The 16,292-nt window shown below is 73.5% G+C and carries 19 protein-coding genes; all 19 read left to right on the top strand.

The annotated features are described in order from the left end of the window. Positions 1 to 16: 16 nt before the first annotated feature. The 19 genes from fliG to ACWIX6_RS19755 all read left to right on the top strand — a co-directional run bounded on the left by fliG (position 17) and on the right by ACWIX6_RS19755 (position 16,246). Positions 17 to 1,093 (top strand): flagellar motor switch protein FliG, encoded by a 1,077-nt coding sequence (fliG, locus tag ACWIX6_RS19665; protein WP_448614125.1) that lies wholly within the window; start codon positions 17 to 19, stop codon positions 1,091 to 1,093. A 94-nt stretch (positions 1,094 to 1,187) separates the two neighbouring features. Further along, on the top strand, positions 1,188 to 2,009 hold the full coding sequence (locus ACWIX6_RS19670) for a FliH/SctL family protein (RefSeq protein ID WP_448614126.1): 822 nt from the start codon (positions 1,188 to 1,190) through the stop codon (positions 2,007 to 2,009). Continuing rightward, positions 2,006 to 3,310, top strand: a complete 1,305-nt coding sequence (locus ACWIX6_RS19675; protein WP_448614127.1) for a FliI/YscN family ATPase — start codon at positions 2,006 to 2,008, stop codon at positions 3,308 to 3,310. Before ACWIX6_RS19670 ends, ACWIX6_RS19675 begins: the two co-directional genes overlap by 4 nt. 13 nt (positions 3,311 to 3,323) lie before the next feature. Continuing rightward, complete coding sequence (locus ACWIX6_RS19680; RefSeq protein WP_448614128.1) at positions 3,324 to 3,779, top strand: flagellar export protein FliJ; 456 nt, start codon at positions 3,324 to 3,326, stop codon at positions 3,777 to 3,779. Beyond that, the gene (locus tag ACWIX6_RS19685) at positions 3,767 to 4,735 is read left to right on the top strand and encodes a transglycosylase SLT domain-containing protein (protein ID WP_448614129.1); all 969 of its coding nucleotides are present in this window, start codon (positions 3,767 to 3,769) and stop codon (positions 4,733 to 4,735) included. Before ACWIX6_RS19680 ends, ACWIX6_RS19685 begins: the two co-directional genes overlap by 13 nt. Then, entirely contained in the window at positions 4,732 to 6,096 is a 1,365-nt protein-coding gene (locus tag ACWIX6_RS19690) for a flagellar hook-length control protein FliK (protein WP_448614130.1), read from the top strand. The genes ACWIX6_RS19685 and ACWIX6_RS19690 overlap by 4 nt, the downstream gene beginning before the upstream one ends. 18 nt (positions 6,097 to 6,114) lie before the next feature. Then, complete coding sequence (locus ACWIX6_RS19695; RefSeq protein ID WP_448614131.1) at positions 6,115 to 6,549, top strand: flagellar hook assembly protein FlgD; 435 nt, start codon at positions 6,115 to 6,117, stop codon at positions 6,547 to 6,549. A gap of 64 nt (positions 6,550 to 6,613) precedes the next feature. Beyond that, positions 6,614 to 7,900, top strand: a complete 1,287-nt coding sequence (locus tag ACWIX6_RS19700; protein ID WP_448614132.1) for a flagellar hook protein FlgE — start codon at positions 6,614 to 6,616, stop codon at positions 7,898 to 7,900. A 251-nt stretch (positions 7,901 to 8,151) separates the two neighbouring features. Then, positions 8,152 to 8,439, top strand: a complete 288-nt coding sequence (locus ACWIX6_RS19705) for a flagellar FlbD family protein (RefSeq protein ID WP_448614133.1) — start codon at positions 8,152 to 8,154, stop codon at positions 8,437 to 8,439. Between the two features lie 3 nt (positions 8,440 to 8,442). Next, positions 8,443 to 9,213 (top strand): motility protein A, encoded by a 771-nt coding sequence (locus tag ACWIX6_RS19710; RefSeq protein ID WP_448614134.1) that lies wholly within the window; start codon positions 8,443 to 8,445, stop codon positions 9,211 to 9,213. After that, on the top strand, positions 9,210 to 10,226 hold the full coding sequence (locus tag ACWIX6_RS19715; RefSeq protein WP_448614135.1) for a flagellar motor protein MotB: 1,017 nt from the start codon (positions 9,210 to 9,212) through the stop codon (positions 10,224 to 10,226). Before ACWIX6_RS19710 ends, ACWIX6_RS19715 begins: the two co-directional genes overlap by 4 nt. Then, positions 10,223 to 10,699, top strand: coding sequence for a flagellar basal body-associated FliL family protein (locus ACWIX6_RS19720; RefSeq protein ID WP_448614136.1), 477 nt, complete (start codon positions 10,223 to 10,225; stop codon positions 10,697 to 10,699). The genes ACWIX6_RS19715 and ACWIX6_RS19720 overlap by 4 nt, the downstream gene beginning before the upstream one ends. 205 nt (positions 10,700 to 10,904) lie before the next feature. Beyond that, positions 10,905 to 11,867, top strand: coding sequence for a flagellar motor switch protein FliM (locus ACWIX6_RS19725; RefSeq protein WP_448614137.1), 963 nt, complete (start codon positions 10,905 to 10,907; stop codon positions 11,865 to 11,867). Further along, a complete protein-coding gene (gene fliN, locus ACWIX6_RS19730; protein ID WP_448614138.1) occupies positions 11,867 to 12,619 on the top strand; it encodes a flagellar motor switch protein FliN in 753 nt (250 codons plus the stop codon). Before ACWIX6_RS19725 ends, fliN begins: the two co-directional genes overlap by 1 nt. A 154-nt stretch (positions 12,620 to 12,773) precedes the next feature. Further along, entirely contained in the window at positions 12,774 to 13,208 is a 435-nt protein-coding gene (locus tag ACWIX6_RS19735) for a FliO/MopB family protein (RefSeq protein ID WP_448614139.1), read from the top strand. After that, positions 13,205 to 14,065, top strand: a complete 861-nt coding sequence (fliP, locus tag ACWIX6_RS19740; RefSeq protein ID WP_448614140.1) for a flagellar type III secretion system pore protein FliP — start codon at positions 13,205 to 13,207, stop codon at positions 14,063 to 14,065. The genes ACWIX6_RS19735 and fliP overlap by 4 nt, the downstream gene beginning before the upstream one ends. Continuing rightward, positions 14,062 to 14,337, top strand: coding sequence for a flagellar biosynthesis protein FliQ (gene fliQ / locus ACWIX6_RS19745; RefSeq protein ID WP_294690416.1), 276 nt, complete (start codon positions 14,062 to 14,064; stop codon positions 14,335 to 14,337). The genes fliP and fliQ overlap by 4 nt, the downstream gene beginning before the upstream one ends. A 7-nt stretch (positions 14,338 to 14,344) precedes the next feature. Further along, positions 14,345 to 15,109 carry a flagellar biosynthetic protein FliR gene (fliR, locus tag ACWIX6_RS19750; RefSeq protein WP_448614141.1) on the top strand — a complete coding sequence of 255 codons (765 nt, stop codon included), beginning with the start codon at positions 14,345 to 14,347 and terminating at the stop codon, positions 15,107 to 15,109. A gap of 6 nt (positions 15,110 to 15,115) precedes the next feature. Continuing rightward, the gene (locus tag ACWIX6_RS19755; RefSeq protein WP_448614142.1) at positions 15,116 to 16,246 is read left to right on the top strand and encodes an EscU/YscU/HrcU family type III secretion system export apparatus switch protein; all 1,131 of its coding nucleotides are present in this window, start codon (positions 15,116 to 15,118) and stop codon (positions 16,244 to 16,246) included. Positions 16,247 to 16,292: the final 46 nt, after the last annotated feature.

Consider the following 16,292-nt stretch of genomic DNA (forward strand, 5'->3'; position numbering starts at 1 on the left):
ACAGGAGCAGCGGCAGATGAGCATCGCCAGTGTCGAGCAGCTGGTCGGGATCGCCGGTCCCCCGGCCCCCGCGACCGCCGTGGTCCCACGCAAGGAACTGCCCGGCCTGCGCAAGGCCGCGGTCTTCCTGGCCCAGCTCAACAAGGAGGAGGCCGGGGCGGTCCTCGCCCAGCTACGGCCCTCCGAGGTCGAGAAGCTGACCACCGAGCTGATGCGGCTGCAGGGGGTCGACGCCACCGACGTGGACGACGTGCTGAGCGAGTTCCACACCCTCATGCAGGCGCGGCGCTTCGTGGGCACCGGCGGCGTCGACTTCGCCCGGGAGGTGCTGGCCGCCGGCCTGGGCGAGGAGAAGGCCGAGGGCATCCTGTCCCGGCTCAACGTCGTCTACACCGAGCTGCCGTTCGCCTCGCTGCGCAACAGTGACGTCCGCCAGCTCGTCACGTTCCTCAAGGACGAGCACCCGCAGGTCATCGCGCTGGTGCTGGCGCACCTCCCGGCCGTCCAGTCGGCGGAGGTGCTGTCGAACTTCACCCCGGACCAGCAGGCCGACGTCGCCTACCGGATCGCGCTGATGGACCGCACCGCGCCGGAGATGGTGCGGATGGTCGAGGAGGAGCTGGGCCGCCGGATGGGCTCGCTGCTGGCCTACCAGGACATGGAGACCGTCGGCGGCGTCGAGACGCTGGTCGAGATCATCAACCGGTCCGCCCGGCCCACCGAGCGGTCCATCCTGGAGTGGCTGGAGAACAGCGACCCGGAGCTCGCCGAGCGGATCCGGTCGCAGATGTTCGTCTTCGAGGACATCGTCACCATCGACGACCGGTCCCTGCAGTTGGTGCTCCGCGACGTGGAGGCCAACGACCTGGCCACCGCGCTCAAGGGCGTGCGCCAGGACGTCCGGGACAAGGTGGTACGCAACCTCTCCGAGCGGGCGGGCGAGAACCTGCTCGAGGAGATGGAGCTGCTCGGGCCGGTGCGTGCCCGCACCGTCGAGGAGGCGCAGGCCAAGGTCGTCGCGGCCATCCGGACGCTCGAGGAGCAGGGCGTGCTGACCATCGCGCGGGGAGGCGAAGATGACTTCGTCGCCTGACGATGGACCCCGTCCCCCCCACCCCTCACACGCTCGGGGCGGGACCCTGGACGGGGCCGTCCCGAAGACGCGGGGCGGAGCAGGGGGCACCACGGTGCTGCTGCGGGGGGCGTCGGCGGCCGCGGCCGCGCCGTGGGAGCGGGCGTTCCGGCCGGCGCCGGCGCCGTCGGGCAGCCCGGTCGTCGCGACGGCCCGGCAGGTCACGAGCCCGGCCCCGCCGCCCGCTCCCCCGGCACCGGCTCCGGCTGTGGTGGCCGCGCCCGAGGCGGCGCACGCGGACGGTGAGTACTACACCGGTCCCGAGCGCCGGGCCGGCGAACGCCGGCTGCGCAGCGCCAACCGGCTCGGCGACGTCTACGCCGAGCAGCTCGAGCAGCTGCGCGAGCTGGCCCGCCGGGACGGCTGGGCCATCGGCCACGCCGAGGGCATCACCGCCGCGGCGGACGTCGTGGCCGCGGCCGAGCGGGCCGCCGAGGTGCGGCTCGCCGAGGCGCAGGCCCGCTGGGAACGCCGGCTGGCCACCGCCACCGCCGCGCTCGGGTCGGCGGCCGCCCAGCTGGAGGCAGCTGCCGCGCCGGTCGCCGAGGAGCTGCGGGAGAGCGTGCTGGACGCGGTGCTCACCCTGGTCGGCGACGTGCTCGGCCGGGAGCTCCTGTTGGCCACCGCGCCCGGGCTGGACGCGTTGCGCCGGGCTCTGACGCTGTGCCCCGACGACGTCCCGGTGGTGGTCCGGCTGCACCCCGACGACCTGGCCGAGGTGCCGCGCGCCGAGCTGCACGCGCTGCCCGCGTCGGTGTCGGTCGTCGGCGACCCGGAGGTCGAGCGGGCCGGCGCCATCGCCACCGCGGGCGCCACCCGGGTGGACGCCCAGCTGACCGCCGCCCTCGCCCGCGTCCGGGCGGTGCTCCGCGGATGACGGTCGACCTGCTCAGCCGCGCCCGTGCCGCCGCCCGTCCGCTGGTCACCGGGGTCGTCTCCGGCGCCATGGGGCTGACCCTCACCGTCGAGGGCATCACCGCCGCCGTCGGCGACCTGGTCGAGATCGACCCGGAGGGCCGGCCGCTGCTGGCCGAGGTGGTCGCGCTGCAGCGCGGCCGGCTCACCTGCATGCCCCTCGGCGACCTGTCCGGGGTGCACGCCGGCTCGCCGGTGCGCGCCACCGGCATGCCGCTGCAGGTCCCGGTCGGCCCCGCGCTGCTCGGCCGCGTCCTCGACGGGCTGGGCCGGCCGCTGGACGGGGGGCCGCCGCTGGGGACGGTCGCGTCCTACGTGGACCTCACCAGCGAGACGCCCAACGCGCTCACCCGCGCCCGGGTCAACCGGCCGCTGGCCACCGGTGTCCGCGCCCTGGACACCTTCGCCCCCGTGGGCCGCGGTCAGCGGATGGGCATCTTCGCCGGCTCCGGCGTCGGCAAGTCCACGCTGCTGAGCCAGATCACCCGCGGCACGGACGCCGACGTCCGGGTCATCGGCCTGATCGGTGAGCGTGGCCGGGAGGTGCGGGAGTTCCTCGAGGAGGACCTGGGCCCCGAGGGCCTGGCGAACACCGTCGTGGTCGTGGCCACCTCCGACGAGCCGCCGCTGGTGCGGCTGAAGGCCGCGTTCGTGGCCACCCGGATCGCCGAGGCCTTCAGGGACGAGGGCCGGGACGTGCTGCTGCTGATGGACTCGATCACGCGCACCGCGATGGCCCAGCGCGAGGTGGGGCTGTCCGCCGGCGAGCCACCGGCGACCCGCGGCTACCCGCCGAGCGTCTTCGCGATGATGCCGAAGCTGCTGGAGAAGGCCGGCACCGCCACCACCGGGTCGATCACCGGCCTGTACACCGTGCTGGTGGACGGCGACGACCACAACGAACCGATCGCCGACACCGCCCGCTCCATCCTGGACGGGCACGTCGTGCTCACCCGGAAGCTCGCCACCGCCGGCCACTTCCCCGCCATCGACGTCCTCGAGTCGATCTCCCGGGTGGCGACCGCGGTGGTGCCGGCGCCGCAGATGACCGACGCGCGCGAGGCGCGCCGCATGCTGGGGGCGCTGCGCGACGTCCGCGAGCTGATCGAGATCGGCGCCTACCAGGCCGGCAGCGACCCGCTGGTCGACCGCGCCCGCCGGCTGGCACCCGACATCGATGCCTTCCTCCGCCAGGCCACCGCCGACCACACGTCACCGGCGGAGTCCTGGGCGCGGCTGCACCAGATCGTGACGGCGTCCTGATCGTGCCGGTCGCGTGAAGCAGCCTGCGTTCCGGCTCGACCCGGTGCTGCGGCTGCGCCGCAGCGAGGAGCGGGCGGCCTCGCTGGCCGCGGCCCGGGCCGCCCGCGAGGCTGCCGAGGCCGCGCAGCGGGCCGAGGACGGCGCGGCCGCGCTGGCGGCCTCCACCCCGCCCTCGGGCGTGTCCGCCACGGCTTTCGTCGCCGCGATGGTCGCGTCGCGCACCGCGGCTGCCGATGTACAGGCTGCGCGCGCACTGGCCGTCTCGTACGCCGAGCAGGCCGAGGTGGTCCGCGCCCAGTGGACGGCGTCCGCCCAGCGCACCAAGGGCCTGGAGCGGCTGCGTGAACGGCACGTCGAGCGGCTGCAGGCGGCCGCGGACGCCGCCGAGACCCGCATGGTCGACGACCTGGTCACCGGCCGACACGGCGGGGACCGGCCAAACGGAGAGGAGGGGACGTGGACGGACTGATCGCGGTGCAGAGCCGGATCGGGGAGATCCACGCCCGCTTCGTGCGCACCCCGGTGGTCTCCACCGAGGCGCAGTGGGCCCGCGCGGCGACCTCCGCCGGCCTGACCGGCACGACCGCCGCCTCCGCGTCCGCGGCTCCCGGCGGCAGCTCCGCCGCGAGCGGCAGCGGCTCGGCCGTGGTCGCCGCTGCTGAGAAGTACCTCGGGGTGCCCTACCTGTGGGGCGGCACCGACCCGACGTCGGGTCTGGACTGCTCGGGGCTGACCCAGCGGGTCTACCGCGACCTGGGCATCGAGCTGCCGCGGACCTCCTCCCAGCAGGCCACCGCCGGCCGGGCGGTCGCGGACCTCGACCACGCCCAGCCCGGCGACCTGGTCTTCTTCGACTGGTCGTCCCGGCCGGGCATCGACCACGTCGGCATCTACGTCGGCGACGGCAGGATGATCGCCGCGCCCCAGGAGGGCGAGGTCGTGAAGGTGCAGCCGGTCGGCAACCCGTCGGTGATCCGCCGGGTGATGCCTGACGACGTCGCCCCAGCGGGCGGGCTCGCCGCCGTCAACCCCGGGCGCGGCCTGGCCGGCATCCCCTACGCCGACCTGTTCGCCCAGGCCGGCAGCCGGCACGGGGTCTCCCCCGCCCTGCTGGCCGCCGTGGCCAAGACCGAATCGGGCTTCGACAGCACCGCGGTCTCCCCCGCCGGCGCGCGTGGCCTGATGCAGTTCATGCCGGCCACCGCTGCGGGACTCGGTGTCGACGCCACCGACCCGGCCTCGGCCATCGACGGCGCGGCCCGCTACCTCAAGGACCTCACCGCTCGCTTCGGCTCCACCGAGCTCGCCCTGGCCGCTTACAACGCCGGCCCGGGCACCGTGCAGCGCCACGGCGGCATCCCGCCCTACCCCGAGACCCAGGACTACGTCCGCAAGGTCACCAGAGCAGCGGAGGCCTGGTCATGAGCAGCCCCACGTCACTCGCCCTGCCCCCCGGTCCCGGCGCCAGCAGCGCCGCCCGGGGAGCAGGTCCCTCGCGCGACGGGGTCCGCGGTGCGGCCTTCGGCAACGCCCTGCAGGACGCCTTGGCCGGGCCTCGCACGCCGGACCGGCCGGCTGCCGGCCGGCCGGACGAGACCGCCGACGACACCGCCCCCGACATCGCCCCTGACATCGCCCCTGACATCGCCCCTGACGGACCCACCGTCCCGGCGACCGGTGCGGGGGACACCGACGTCAGCGGCGAACCCGCCGAAGCGTCGCCGACCGCCCCGGTCACCGATCTGCCGCCGGGGCTGTGGGCGCTGCTCAACGGCGCGATCGGGCCCGCCGCCCGGGCCGCCACTCCCGCCGGCGGCCCGCCCGCCGGCGAGCTCCCGCCCGGCCATGTCGCACCGGGCAGCGCCGCGCCGCCGGTGCCGCCGGTGCCGCCGGTGCTGCTGCCGGTGCGCCCGGCGCCGGTGCCGCCGGTCGGCGTCGACGTCCCGGCCGTCCCCGACCCGCCCGCGCCGTCTGCCGTCCAGCTCCCCCCGTCAGCGGCGCAGGCGGCCACCGAGGCCCTGGCCCGAGCCGCCGGCCTCACCGTCGTGCAGGTCGACGGGACCGACCCGGCCGCCGTCCCGCCGGCGTCCCCGCCGGTCCCCGTGGTGCCCGTCCCCGCCGGGACGGCCGACGGGGCGGGAACCGGAACCGGGACCGGCTCGGGCCCTGCCGCTCCGGTCCCGGCTGCCGCGGTCGACACCGACGATGCCGCCGGCGACCTGGCCACGGCGTCCGCTGCCCAGCCGCTGCCGGCCGCCGGCCCGACGACGCCCGCCACCCCGGCTCCCCCGGCCGCGACCGCTGCAGCCCGGGAGACCCCGGTCGCGGCCCAGCTCGCACCGCAGCTCGCGGTGCTGCGGAACGCCCCGGACGGCAGCCAGACGATGACCGTCGTCCTCACGCCCGCCACCCTGGGCGAGGTGACCGTCCAGGTCACCGTCACCGACGGGACGCTGGACCTGACCCTGCGCGGGGGCTCCGAGCACGGCCGGCACGCGCTGGCCGACGCCCTGCCCGAGCTGCGTCGCGACCTGGAGGCCTCGGGCCTCAGCTTCTCCCGGCTGACCGTCGACCCCGACGCACCCCGCGACGGCGGCCCGGCCGGCCGGCCGGCCGGGCAGCTGCTCGCCGACCTGCGGGGCGACCGGGGCGGCCAGCCGCAGGGCGGCCAGCAGCAGGGAGCACCCCGGTCCCGCTGGGCCGCCACCGGTGGGCCGTCCGGTGAGGCCGGTCCTGCTCCCCTTCCCCATCCGTCTGCGTCCGCCGGCGTGGACGTCCGAGTCTGAGACGGAGACGACCCCCCGATGACCAGCCCGATCCCCGGCAGCGGCTCCACTGTCCCCACGACCACCGCGACGGCCACCGCCGAGCTGAACCGCGCCGACCAGATGGGCAAGGACACCTTCCTGAAGCTCCTGGTCGCCCAGATGCGCTACCAGGACCCGAGCAACCCGACCAGCAGCAGCGAGTTCATGGCCCAGACCGCGACCTTCAGCCAAGTGGAGAAGCTCGAGCAGTTGGCCACCCAGAACGCTGCCCTGGTGACGATGCAACGGGCGCTCAGCGCCGGCGCCATGGTCGGCCACACCGTCTCCTACACCGACACCGACGGAGCAACCAGAACCGGGACCGTCAGCGCCGTCCGGCTCGGCAGCGCCGCCGGCGAACCCGAGGCCGTCGTCGACGGTGTCCCCGTCGCCATGGGCCGGCTGACGCAGGTCTCCCTGCCCGACAGCTGACGTACCGCCCTGCCCGGCACTCTCCCGCCACCCGGCGCTCGACCCCGACCGAGGAGTCCCTCCCGTGCTGCGTTCCATGTTCTCCGCCATCTCCGGCCTGCGCGCCCACCAGACCAAGCTCGACGTGAGCGGCAACAACATCGCCAACGTCAACACCGTGGGCTTCAAGGGCAGCCAGACCGTCTTCGAGGACACTCTGTCCCAGGTGCTGCGCAACGGCTCTGCTCCGACCGGCGACGCCGCCGGCAGCAACCCGGCGCAGGTCGGCCTGGGCGTCAAGGTCGCCGGCATCACCACCAACTTCAGTCAGGGCGCGCAGCAGAACACCGGCCGCTCGACCGACTTCATGATCCAGGGTGACGGCTTCTTCGTGACCAGGGCCGGCAACGAGAACCTCTACACCCGGGCCGGCTCTTTCGACTTCGACGGCGCGGGGAACCTGGTCACCCCGGACGGCGCGATGCTGCAGGGCTGGATGGCCGACGGCGGGGTGGTCAGCGCCAACGGGCCGATCGGCCCGCTGAAGGTGCCCTTCGGTCAGGTCCTGGCGCCGAGCGCCACCACCGGCGGTGGCATGGTCGGCAACCTCTCCGCCGACGCGGCGATCGGCACCTCGCTGCAGTTCCAGGCCGAGATGTACGACTCGCTGGGCAACCCGCACATGGTCAACTACCAGCTGACCAAGACGGCGGTGACCGCCGCCGGCGTCACCACCTGGCAGGCGCGGGTCCTCGACGCCGACGGCACCCCCATGCCGACCAGCACCGCGACCCCGCCGGCCACCTCGGTCAACGTGGTCTTCGACGCCGACGGCGTGATGACCTCCCCGACGGCGACCGGCACCCCGCCGGTCAAGCAGTTCGCCTTTTACCCGCCGGCCGCGGACTTCCCCTCCTGGGACGGCCCGGTGACCATCGACATCACCTCGATCACCCAGTTCGGCGGCAAGAGCAGCGTGGCGGCCACCCGCACCGCCGCCAGCGGGTCGGCGCTGGGCACGCTGGAGTCCTTCGCGCTCAGCAACGACGGCACGATCACGGGCGTCTTCTCCAACGGGCTGCGGCAGCCGATCGGGCAGCTCGCCCTGGCCACCTTCGCCAACCCCGGTGGCCTGGAGAAGGCCGGCAACACTTCGTTCCGGATGGCCGACAACTCCGGCGCCCCGGCGATCGGCCTCGCGGGCGCCGGCGGCCGGGGGACGCTGTCCGCCGGCGCGCTGGAGATGTCCAACGTGGACCTCGCCGAGGAGTTCACCGGCCTGATCGTCGCCCAGCGCGGCTTCCAGGCGAACAGCCGCGTGATCACCACCTCCGACGAGCTCCTCCAGGACCTGGTCCAGCTCAAGCGCTGAACAAGGACCTCCCTCCTCCCCACCACTCGCCAGCTGCTGGAGGGCCCCTGGAGGAAGGCCTCTTCCAGGGCCCGAGCGCTCGGGGCCGGCGGCCTGGAAGGCCGCGCCCGGTCACCCCCGCGAGGGTGACCGGGACGCCAGGCACCGGACGTTCAGCTCAAGCGGCCTCCGCCGGGGGCCGATGTCAGACCAGGGCCGCGATCCCCGTGCCCGGGACCACCGCACGCTGCTACCCGACCGGAGGAACTCCCGTGATCCGTGTGACGCGACTCAACGGGGAGCACTTCGCGGTGAACGCCGACCTCATCGAGCGCGTGGAAGGTCACCCCGACACGGTGATCACTCTCCTCGAGGGCAACAAGTACGTCGTCGCCGAGAGCGTCGACCAGGTGATCCGGGAGATCCGCGACTACCGCGCGAGCATCCACGCGGTGGCCTTCCAGATGGACCGTGGCGAGTACCGCGTCCCCTCCGCCCATGCACCACAGGGCTCCGAGGACTCCTCGGTCCTCCCCTTCCCGACCCGAGAAGAGCGCTGAACCATGGACCCCGCCACCTTGATCGGGTTCGTCGTCTCCCTCGCCGCACTCCTCATCTTCATGATCATGGAGGGAGCGGACCCGATGTCGCTGCTCTTCCTCCCCGCGATCATCCTCGTCATCGTCGCGACCTTCGGCGCCGCGATGGCCCACCAGACGATGGACGACCTCAAGAAGATGCCCGGCTGGTTCAAGATGGCCGTGATGCCGGCCAAGGTGCCGCCGGCCACCGACCGGATCCAGACCCTGGTGACCCTGGCCGAGCGGGCACGCAAGGAGGGCCTCCTCGCACTCGAGGCCGAGGTCAAGAACATCGAGGACCCGTTCCTCAAGCGGGGCCTGCAGATGAGCATCGACGGCACCGACCCCGAGGACCTCCGGGGCATCATGGAGGGCGAGATCGCGGCCAAGAAGGCCGAGGACAAGGTCGCGGCCAAGTTCATGACCGCGATGGGTGGCTACGCCCCGACGATCGGCATCGTCGGTTGCATCGTCGGCCTGATGAACGTGATGGGCAGCCTCAGCGACCCGGAGGCGCTCGGCCCGATGATCGCCGCGGCGTTCGTCGCCACGCTCTGGGGCGTCATGGCCGCCAACTTCTGGTTCCTGCCGATGGGCGCGAAGATCCTCCGGGTCAGTGAACTGCAGGCCGCGCAGATGGAGCTGCTCGTCGAGGGGATCGCCGAGATCCAGGCGGGCACCAGCCCCCGTACCGTGCGGCAGAAGCTGACCTCCCTGGTCCCGCCGAGTGAACAGCGACGCGAGGCGGCATGAGCGGCAAGAAGTCCTCCGGGCACGGCGGTCACGGCGGCCGCCGCGCCAAGAAGCACGAGGAGGAGGAGCACGAGAACCACGAGCGGTGGCTGGTGTCCTACGCCGACATGATGACGCTGCTCCTGGTGCTCTTCGTCGTGCTGTACGCCCTGAGCCAGATCGACAAGGAGAAGTTCACCGCCTTCGCCGCCGGCGCCCAGGAGGGTTTCGGCGCCCCGGTCACGGTCCTCAACGACGGCGCGGCGATCGACGCGCCGACCGAGGACGACAGCCCCCTGCTGCCGGTCCAGATCAGCGAGGAGGCCGCGATCGACGGCACCCGGCTGACCGACGCGGAGGCCGCGGCCGCAGAGGCGGCGGCCGCCCAGCGAGCCGCACGGACCGCCGACGAGGCCAGGGCTGCCTACGACCAGCTGTCCCGGGCCCGGGACGCGCTCGCCGCCGCGCTCGCCGCGGCCGGCGAGGCCGACGCCGCCCAGTTCGTCATCGACGAGCGCGGGCTGGTCATCCGGGTGGTGTCCGACCCGGTGCTGTTCGCGCCGGAGTCCGCGGCGCTGCAGCCCCAGGGAGCCACCGTCCTCGACGCGCTGGCGCCCACGCTGGTCGCGCTGCCGAACCTGCTCCGGGTCGAGGGCCACGCCAACTCCATCCCGGTGACCCGGGGCGGGCCCTGGCCGTCGAACTGGGAGCTGTCGGCGGTGCGCGCCACCACGGTGCTGCGACACCTGTCCGAGCGGGGCAACGTCGCCGAGGACCGGCTGTCGGCGGCCGGCTACGGGAGCACGAAGCCGCTCGTGCCCGACTCCGACCCGACCCACGTCACCGCCAACCGGCGGGTGGACGTCATCGTGCTGTCCACCGCGTCCGCGGAGGCCAACCAGCTGCTGCCCGGCCTCGAGGCCGCCGCCGCTGCCGCGGCTCCCGTCCCCACCACGACCGGCACCGCCTCCACCCCCGCCACCTCAAGCCCAGCCGCCGAGCCAGCGGCGACCCATGATGGGAGCCACCCGTGAGAAAGAAGACCAAGGTCGAGGACGCCGCGACCGACGAGGAGGCCGGCGGGGGCGGCAAGAAGAAGCTGCTGATCATCGCGCTGGTGGCCGTGCTGGCCATCGGGGCAGGGGCGTACTTCTTCCTCTTCTCCGGCGGCGAGGCCGAGGCCCGGCCGGCCCCGGAGGCCGGCAGCGTCGTCCTCGCCGTCGAGCCGGTGGCGATCAACCTGGCAGGCGGCAGCTACCTGAAGCTCGGGTTCGCGATGCAGTTCACCGCCGCCTACGACGAGGCCGCCGGCGGGGGGCACGGCGGCGGCGCCGCGCCGGACGGCTCCAAGGCACTGGACATCGCCATCGCGCAGTTCTCCGGGGCCGCGCTGTCGGACGTGCAGAACAACCGCGAGGCGATGAAGGCCGCCCTCGAGCACGCCGTCGTGGAGGCCTACCACGGTGACGTCTACGAGATCTACTACACCGAGTACGTCACCCAGTAGCCCCCGCGGCGGCTCCGGCGCCGGCTCCGGGGACGCTCGGCGGACGGCCGGTCCCGGGCGCAGGACCCGCCCCGAGCGCACACCGTGCGGCGCCCGACCGGCCCCCGCCCGACCCAGGGATCACACCCGGCCCGGGCGCACCAGTCCGCGCGGCCCGCCCGGGTGGGCGGTCAGGGTCGGCCCGGGCTCCGCCGATGAGGGTGTCGTGACCTTGTCCGACACCGTGGTTGACGCGCGCAGCGCCGTCCCGCTGTCACCCCCCGGGACCGGGCGCCGCCGTAGCGTGCCGCGCACCTACGACTTCCGGCGTCCCACCAAGCTCTCCCGGGAGCACGTGCGGATCCTGCAGATCGCCCAGGAGGGCTTCGCCCGCCAGGCCACCACGGTGCTGACCTCGATGCTGCGCACCGGCGCCCGCATGGAGCTCGAGGGCATCGAGCAGCACTCCTACGACGACTACATCGCCACGCTGCCCGCGCAGTGCTTCATCGCCACCTTCACCCTGGAGCCGCTCCCCGGCAAGGGCATGCTGGTCTACCCGCTGGACACCGCGATGGCGATCGTGGACCACCTGCTCGGTGGGTCCGGTGGCGCCGAGCAGCCCAGCCGGCCGATGACGGCGATGGAAGCCACCATCACCAACCACCTGCTGGAGCGGCTGCTCAGCGAGCTGGCCGACACCTTCGCACCGATCACGCAGGTGCAGCCGGCCCTGGCCGGCCTGGAGTACAACCCGCAGCTGGCCCAGGCCGCCGCCGGGTCCGAGACCGTGATGGTCGCCTCCTACGAGCTGCGGATCGGCAACCGGGCGCCCTCGGCGACCCTGATGCTGCCGTTCTCCTCCTTCGCCCCCGCCCTGACCAACGCCGCGTCCCCGCAGCTGTCGGAGTCGGCGCTGCGCAAGCGGCAGCGGGCCGCCGAGGCGCTGACCGAGCGGATCAGCCACGTCCCGGTCGACGTGAGCGTGCGCTTCGCCCCGCTCCAGGTGCCCTCCGCCGACCTGCTGGAGCTGGCCGTCGGCGACGTGCTGCTGCTCCGGCACCCGCGGGACAGCCCGCTGGAGGTCTCCACCAACGACGAGACCTTCGCGCACGCGATCGCCAGCAACCACCGGCGCCGACTGGCCGCCGAGATCGTCCCCGACCCAACCGGCGGAAAGGACCACTGATGACCACCGCCTTCGGCATCGAGCGCAGCCCGGAGTCCGAGACCATCGCGGCTGCCGTGGCTGCCGCGGCACAGGCCGCGGCCACGCTGCTGCCCGCCGCCACCGAGCTCGCCGCGGGGGACCCGATCGGGGACCCCGAGGCTCTGCTGCTGCCCCCCGAGGCCGCCGCCGCGGTCACCGCCCGGCTGACCGGGGAGGTGAGCGGGGACGTCGCCCTGGTCCTGTCGGCCGAGATGGTGTCCGCGCTGGACAACTCCCCGGTGGGCCGGATGGACGTCGCCGCCGCGCTGCGACCGGCTCTCGAGGCGGCCGCGGCGACACTGGGCCGGGTGCGGGTCTCCTCGGAGCGGGTCGAGGACGTCGTCGCCGCGCTCGACGGGCTGCGCGACAAGGGCATGTTCATCGCCGTGCCGCTGCTGGCCGGCGGCGTGGTCGAGGCCACCTTCGCGCTGCAGGTGACGCTGCCGGACGCGACGCCGCGCGAACGCCGCGGCAGCCTGGACCTGCTGCGGAACGTGGCCATGGAGGTCACCGTCGAGATCGGCCGCACCCGGATGACGGTGCAGGAGCTGCTCTCGCTCTACCCCGGCGAGGTCATCGAGCTCGACCGCGCGGCGAGCGCGCCGGCCGACCTGCTGGTCAACGGCACGCTCATCGCCCGCGGCGAGATCGTCGTCGTGGACGAGGACTTCGGCCTGCGGATCAGCGAGATCGTGACGGACGCCAACGAGTTCGGGCCCTCGGCGTCATGACGTCGAAGACGACACCGAAGCAAGCATCGCAGGGAGATGCCCGGAGCCGACAGGGCGTGGGCATCGCAGCGAGCGCCAGCGAGCGAGGAGCGGAGCGCCCGCGGAGGCGACCCCGGTCCTCGACCGAGGAGCGGAACGAAGGAGGAGTCGAGCGATGACCTGGATGCTCATCCGCCTCGTGCTCAGCCTCGGCTTCATCGCCATGGTGCTGGTGGTCGCCTCCCGGCTGGCCAAGAAGCGCGGGCTGGGCCAGGGCAACGGGCTGATCGAGGTCGTCGCCCGCCAGCGCATGGGCCGGGCCAGCAACGTCTCGGTGCTGCGGGTGGCCGGCCGGGTGCTGGTCGTCGGCTCGACCGACGAGCAGGTCACCCTGCTCGCCGAGGTCGAGGAGGACGAGGTGCAGACGGCGCTGGCCGCCTCCCCGCGGGCGGCCGCGCTCCGCGGCGAGGACGGTCCGGACGGCGCCCCGGTCACCCGACCGACCCTGGTCGCGCGCAGCTCCCCCGGCGCGCTGGCCGGCTCCGTGCTGGACCGCGGCGCGTGGACCTCGCTGGTCCAGGACCTGCGCGACCGGACGGTCCGCCGGTGACCCGCCTCCCCGCGCCGGCCGGACCCGCCGTCCGCCGGGACCGCCGCACGTCGGCGCTGTCGACCGTCCTGCTGCCGGCGGCGGTGTTCCTGCTGGGTGCCCTGCTGTTCGCCGCCCTGGTGGCGCTGGCCGGCCCGGCCTCCGCCGCACCGACGCCCCCCACCGCGCCCACCGCCCCGGTCAGCCCGGTCGTCGACTCCGGCGGCGTGGACATCTCCATCGGCGGGGACAGCCCGAGCACCGCGGTCACGCTGATCCTGGCCATCACGGTGCTGTCGATCGCGCCGTCCGCCCTGCTCCTGGTCACCTCGTTCACCAAGATCATCGTGGTGCTGGCGCTGACCCGGAACGCGCTGGGCCTGCCCAGCTCCCCGCCGAACCAGGTGCTCACCGGGATCGCCCTGTTCCTGACGATCTTCGTGATGGGCCCGGTCTTCAGCGACATCAACGAGGTCGCCGTCCGGCCCTACCTGGACGGCGCCATCACCGCCACGCAGGCCTACGACTCCGGGGTGACCCCGCTCAAGGGGTTCCTGCTGGAGAACACCCGCGACGACGAGCTCGAGCTGATGGTCGGGCTCTCCGGCGAGGAGCGGCCGGCCGACCGCGAGTCGGTGAGCATGCTGACCCTGGTGCCGGCGTTCGTGCTCTCGGAGCTCAAGAGCGCCTTCATCATCGGGCTGGTCGTCTTCATCCCGTTCCTGGTGCTGGACATGCTGGTCAGCGCCTCGCTGATGGCGATGGGCATGATGATGGTCCCGCCGTCGGTGGTCTCCCTGCCCTTCAAGCTGCTGCTGTTCGTGGTGGTGGACGGCTGGGCGCTGATCACCACCGCGCTGGTGGGGAGCTACACATGAGTGACGCCGACGTCACCGAGATCGCCACCCAGACCATGCTGGTGGCGGCGAAGGTCTCCGCCCCGATCCTGCTCACCGCGCTGCTGGTCGGCTTCATGATCTCGCTGTTCCAGGCCGCGACCCAGATCCAGGAACCGACGCTGTCGTTCGTGCCGAAGATGATCGCGGTCGCCATCGCGCTGCTGGTGACCGGCAACTGGGTGCTCGCCGAGCTGGTGTCCTTCACCGACCACCTGTTCGAGTCGCTGCCGCGGTTGCTCGGCAGGAGCTGAGGGCACCGTGGACCTCACGGTCCCGTCGGCGACCCTGGCCGCGCTGCTGCTGGGCACGGCGCGGGCGACCGGCTTCGTCCTCCTGGCCCCGCCGTTCAACTCCAAGGCCATCCCGCCGCCGGTCAAGGGCGCCCTGGCGCTGGCCCTGTCCCTGGTCGTCTTCCCGCAGCTGACGGGTGACATGCCGGCGGTCACGGCCGGCTTCCTGGTGGTCGCGGCCATCACCGAGGCCGTCATCGGCGCGGCGCTGGGCTTCGTCGTCCAGGTGCTGTTCGCCGCCGTCCAGCTGGCCGGCGACATCATCGACCTCGCCGGGGGCTTCTCCCTCCAGCCGGCCTACGACCCGCTGTCGCTGACGATGAACTCGGCGATCGGCCGGCTGCACTACCTGCTGGCCATCACGCTGCTGTTCACCAGCGGCGGCCACCTGATGCTCGTCCGCGGCTTCGTGACCTCCTACGAGGGGCTGCCGCTGGGCGGCTCGCTGGACACCGCGCAGGTGGGTGCGGCCATGGCGACCGCGCTGGGGATGATGTTCCTGGCCGCGCTCCAGATCGCCGGGCCGATGGTGGCCGTGCTGCTGCTGGCCGACGTCGCCCTGGCGTTGCTCAGCAAGGCCGCGCCCGCGCTGAACATGTTCTCCCTCGGCTTCCCGGTGAAGATCATGGTGACCCTGACGCTGCTCGGGCTCACGTTCCCGCTGCTGCCGCCGGCCCTGGACGCGCTGATGGACACCGCCGTGCAGGCGATGACCTCCTTCCGGAGCGGGTGAGGGCGGGTGGCCAAGGACGGGCCCGGAGGTGAGAAGACAGAGAAGCCGACTCCGGAGAGGCTCAAGAAGGCCCGCAAGGAAGGCCAGATCCCGCGCACCCAGGAACTGGGCACGTGGCTCGGGACGGCGGCGGCCAGCATCCTGCTGCCGATGCTGGTGGCCAACGCCTTCGACGCCGTCCAGGTGCTGTTCGTGCAGGTCGGCGTGGTCGCCGCCGAGCCGGAGACCGAGGCGCTGACGGCACTCCTGGGCCAGGCGCTGACCGCCTTCCTCACCACCCTGCTGCCCATGGCGCTGACCATGATGCTGGTCGGCACGCTCGCCTCGGCGGCGCAGGGCGGGGTCACCCTGGCCACCAAGGGCATGAAGCCCACGCTCAAGAAGATCAACCCGTGGCCCGGCGTGAAGCGGATGTTCGGCACCCAGGGGGTGTGGGAGTCGATCAAGGCGCTGATCAAGACCATCGCCCTGGCCGTCGTGATCGTCACCACGTCGGACAAGGCCCAGGAGCTCGTCTCGGCCTCCGGCGCCCTGCCGCTGTCCCGGATCGCCAGCACCTTCGCCGACTCGGCGGTGCTGATGTTCCGCGTCGTGGGCATCACCGGTCTCGTCATCGCCGTCGCCGACTACGTCGTCGTGCGGAAGAAGATGATGAAGGAACTGAAGATGAGCCACACCGAGATCAAGCAGGAGCACAAACAGGCCGAGGGCGACCCGCACGTCAAGGGCCAGCGGCGGGCGACCCAGATGGCGATGTCCCGCAACCGCATGATGAGCGAGGTCGCGAACGCCGACGTCCTGCTGGTCAACCCCACGCACGTGGCCGTCGCGCTGGCGTACTCGGCGGAGAAGGGCGCTCCGCGGGTGGTGGCGAAGGGGTCCGGCGAGGTCGCCGCCCGGCTGCGCGCGCTGGCCGAGGAGAACCGGGTGCCGATGGTCCAGGACATCCCGCTGGCCCGCGCCCTGCACGCCTCCTGCGACCTGGGCCAGGAGGTGCCGGCCCAGCTGTTCACCGCCGTGGCGCGGGTGCTGGCCTTCGTCATGCAGCTGTCCGCCCGCGGCGTCCGCGGCGGCATGCACCGGCCCGGGTTCGAGCCCCCGGTCACCGCCGGCCTCCCCCGCGCCCGCCGCCGCTGAACAAGGACCCTGCTGCCCCCCGCCACTCGCAAGCTCGCGGCGGGAC

The organism is Modestobacter sp. URMC 112, from assembly GCF_053502575.1.

Coding starts and splice junctions, on each gene's coding strand:
- fliG (WP_448614125.1), top strand. CDS start 17: ATGAGCATCGCCAGTGTCGAGCAGCTGGTCGGGATCGCCGGTCCCCCG.
- ACWIX6_RS19675 (WP_448614127.1), top strand. CDS start 2,006: ATGACGGTCGACCTGCTCAGCCGCGCCCGTGCCGCCGCCCGTCCGCTG.
- ACWIX6_RS19690 (WP_448614130.1), top strand. CDS start 4,732: ATGAGCAGCCCCACGTCACTCGCCCTGCCCCCCGGTCCCGGCGCCAGC.
- ACWIX6_RS19695 (WP_448614131.1), top strand. CDS start 6,115: ATGACCAGCCCGATCCCCGGCAGCGGCTCCACTGTCCCCACGACCACC.
- ACWIX6_RS19710 (WP_448614134.1), top strand. CDS start 8,443: ATGGACCCCGCCACCTTGATCGGGTTCGTCGTCTCCCTCGCCGCACTC.
- ACWIX6_RS19715 (WP_448614135.1), top strand. CDS start 9,210: ATGAGCGGCAAGAAGTCCTCCGGGCACGGCGGTCACGGCGGCCGCCGC.
- fliN (WP_448614138.1), top strand. CDS start 11,867: ATGACCACCGCCTTCGGCATCGAGCGCAGCCCGGAGTCCGAGACCATC.
- ACWIX6_RS19735 (WP_448614139.1), top strand. CDS start 12,774: ATGACCTGGATGCTCATCCGCCTCGTGCTCAGCCTCGGCTTCATCGCC.
- fliQ (WP_294690416.1), top strand. CDS start 14,062: ATGAGTGACGCCGACGTCACCGAGATCGCCACCCAGACCATGCTGGTG.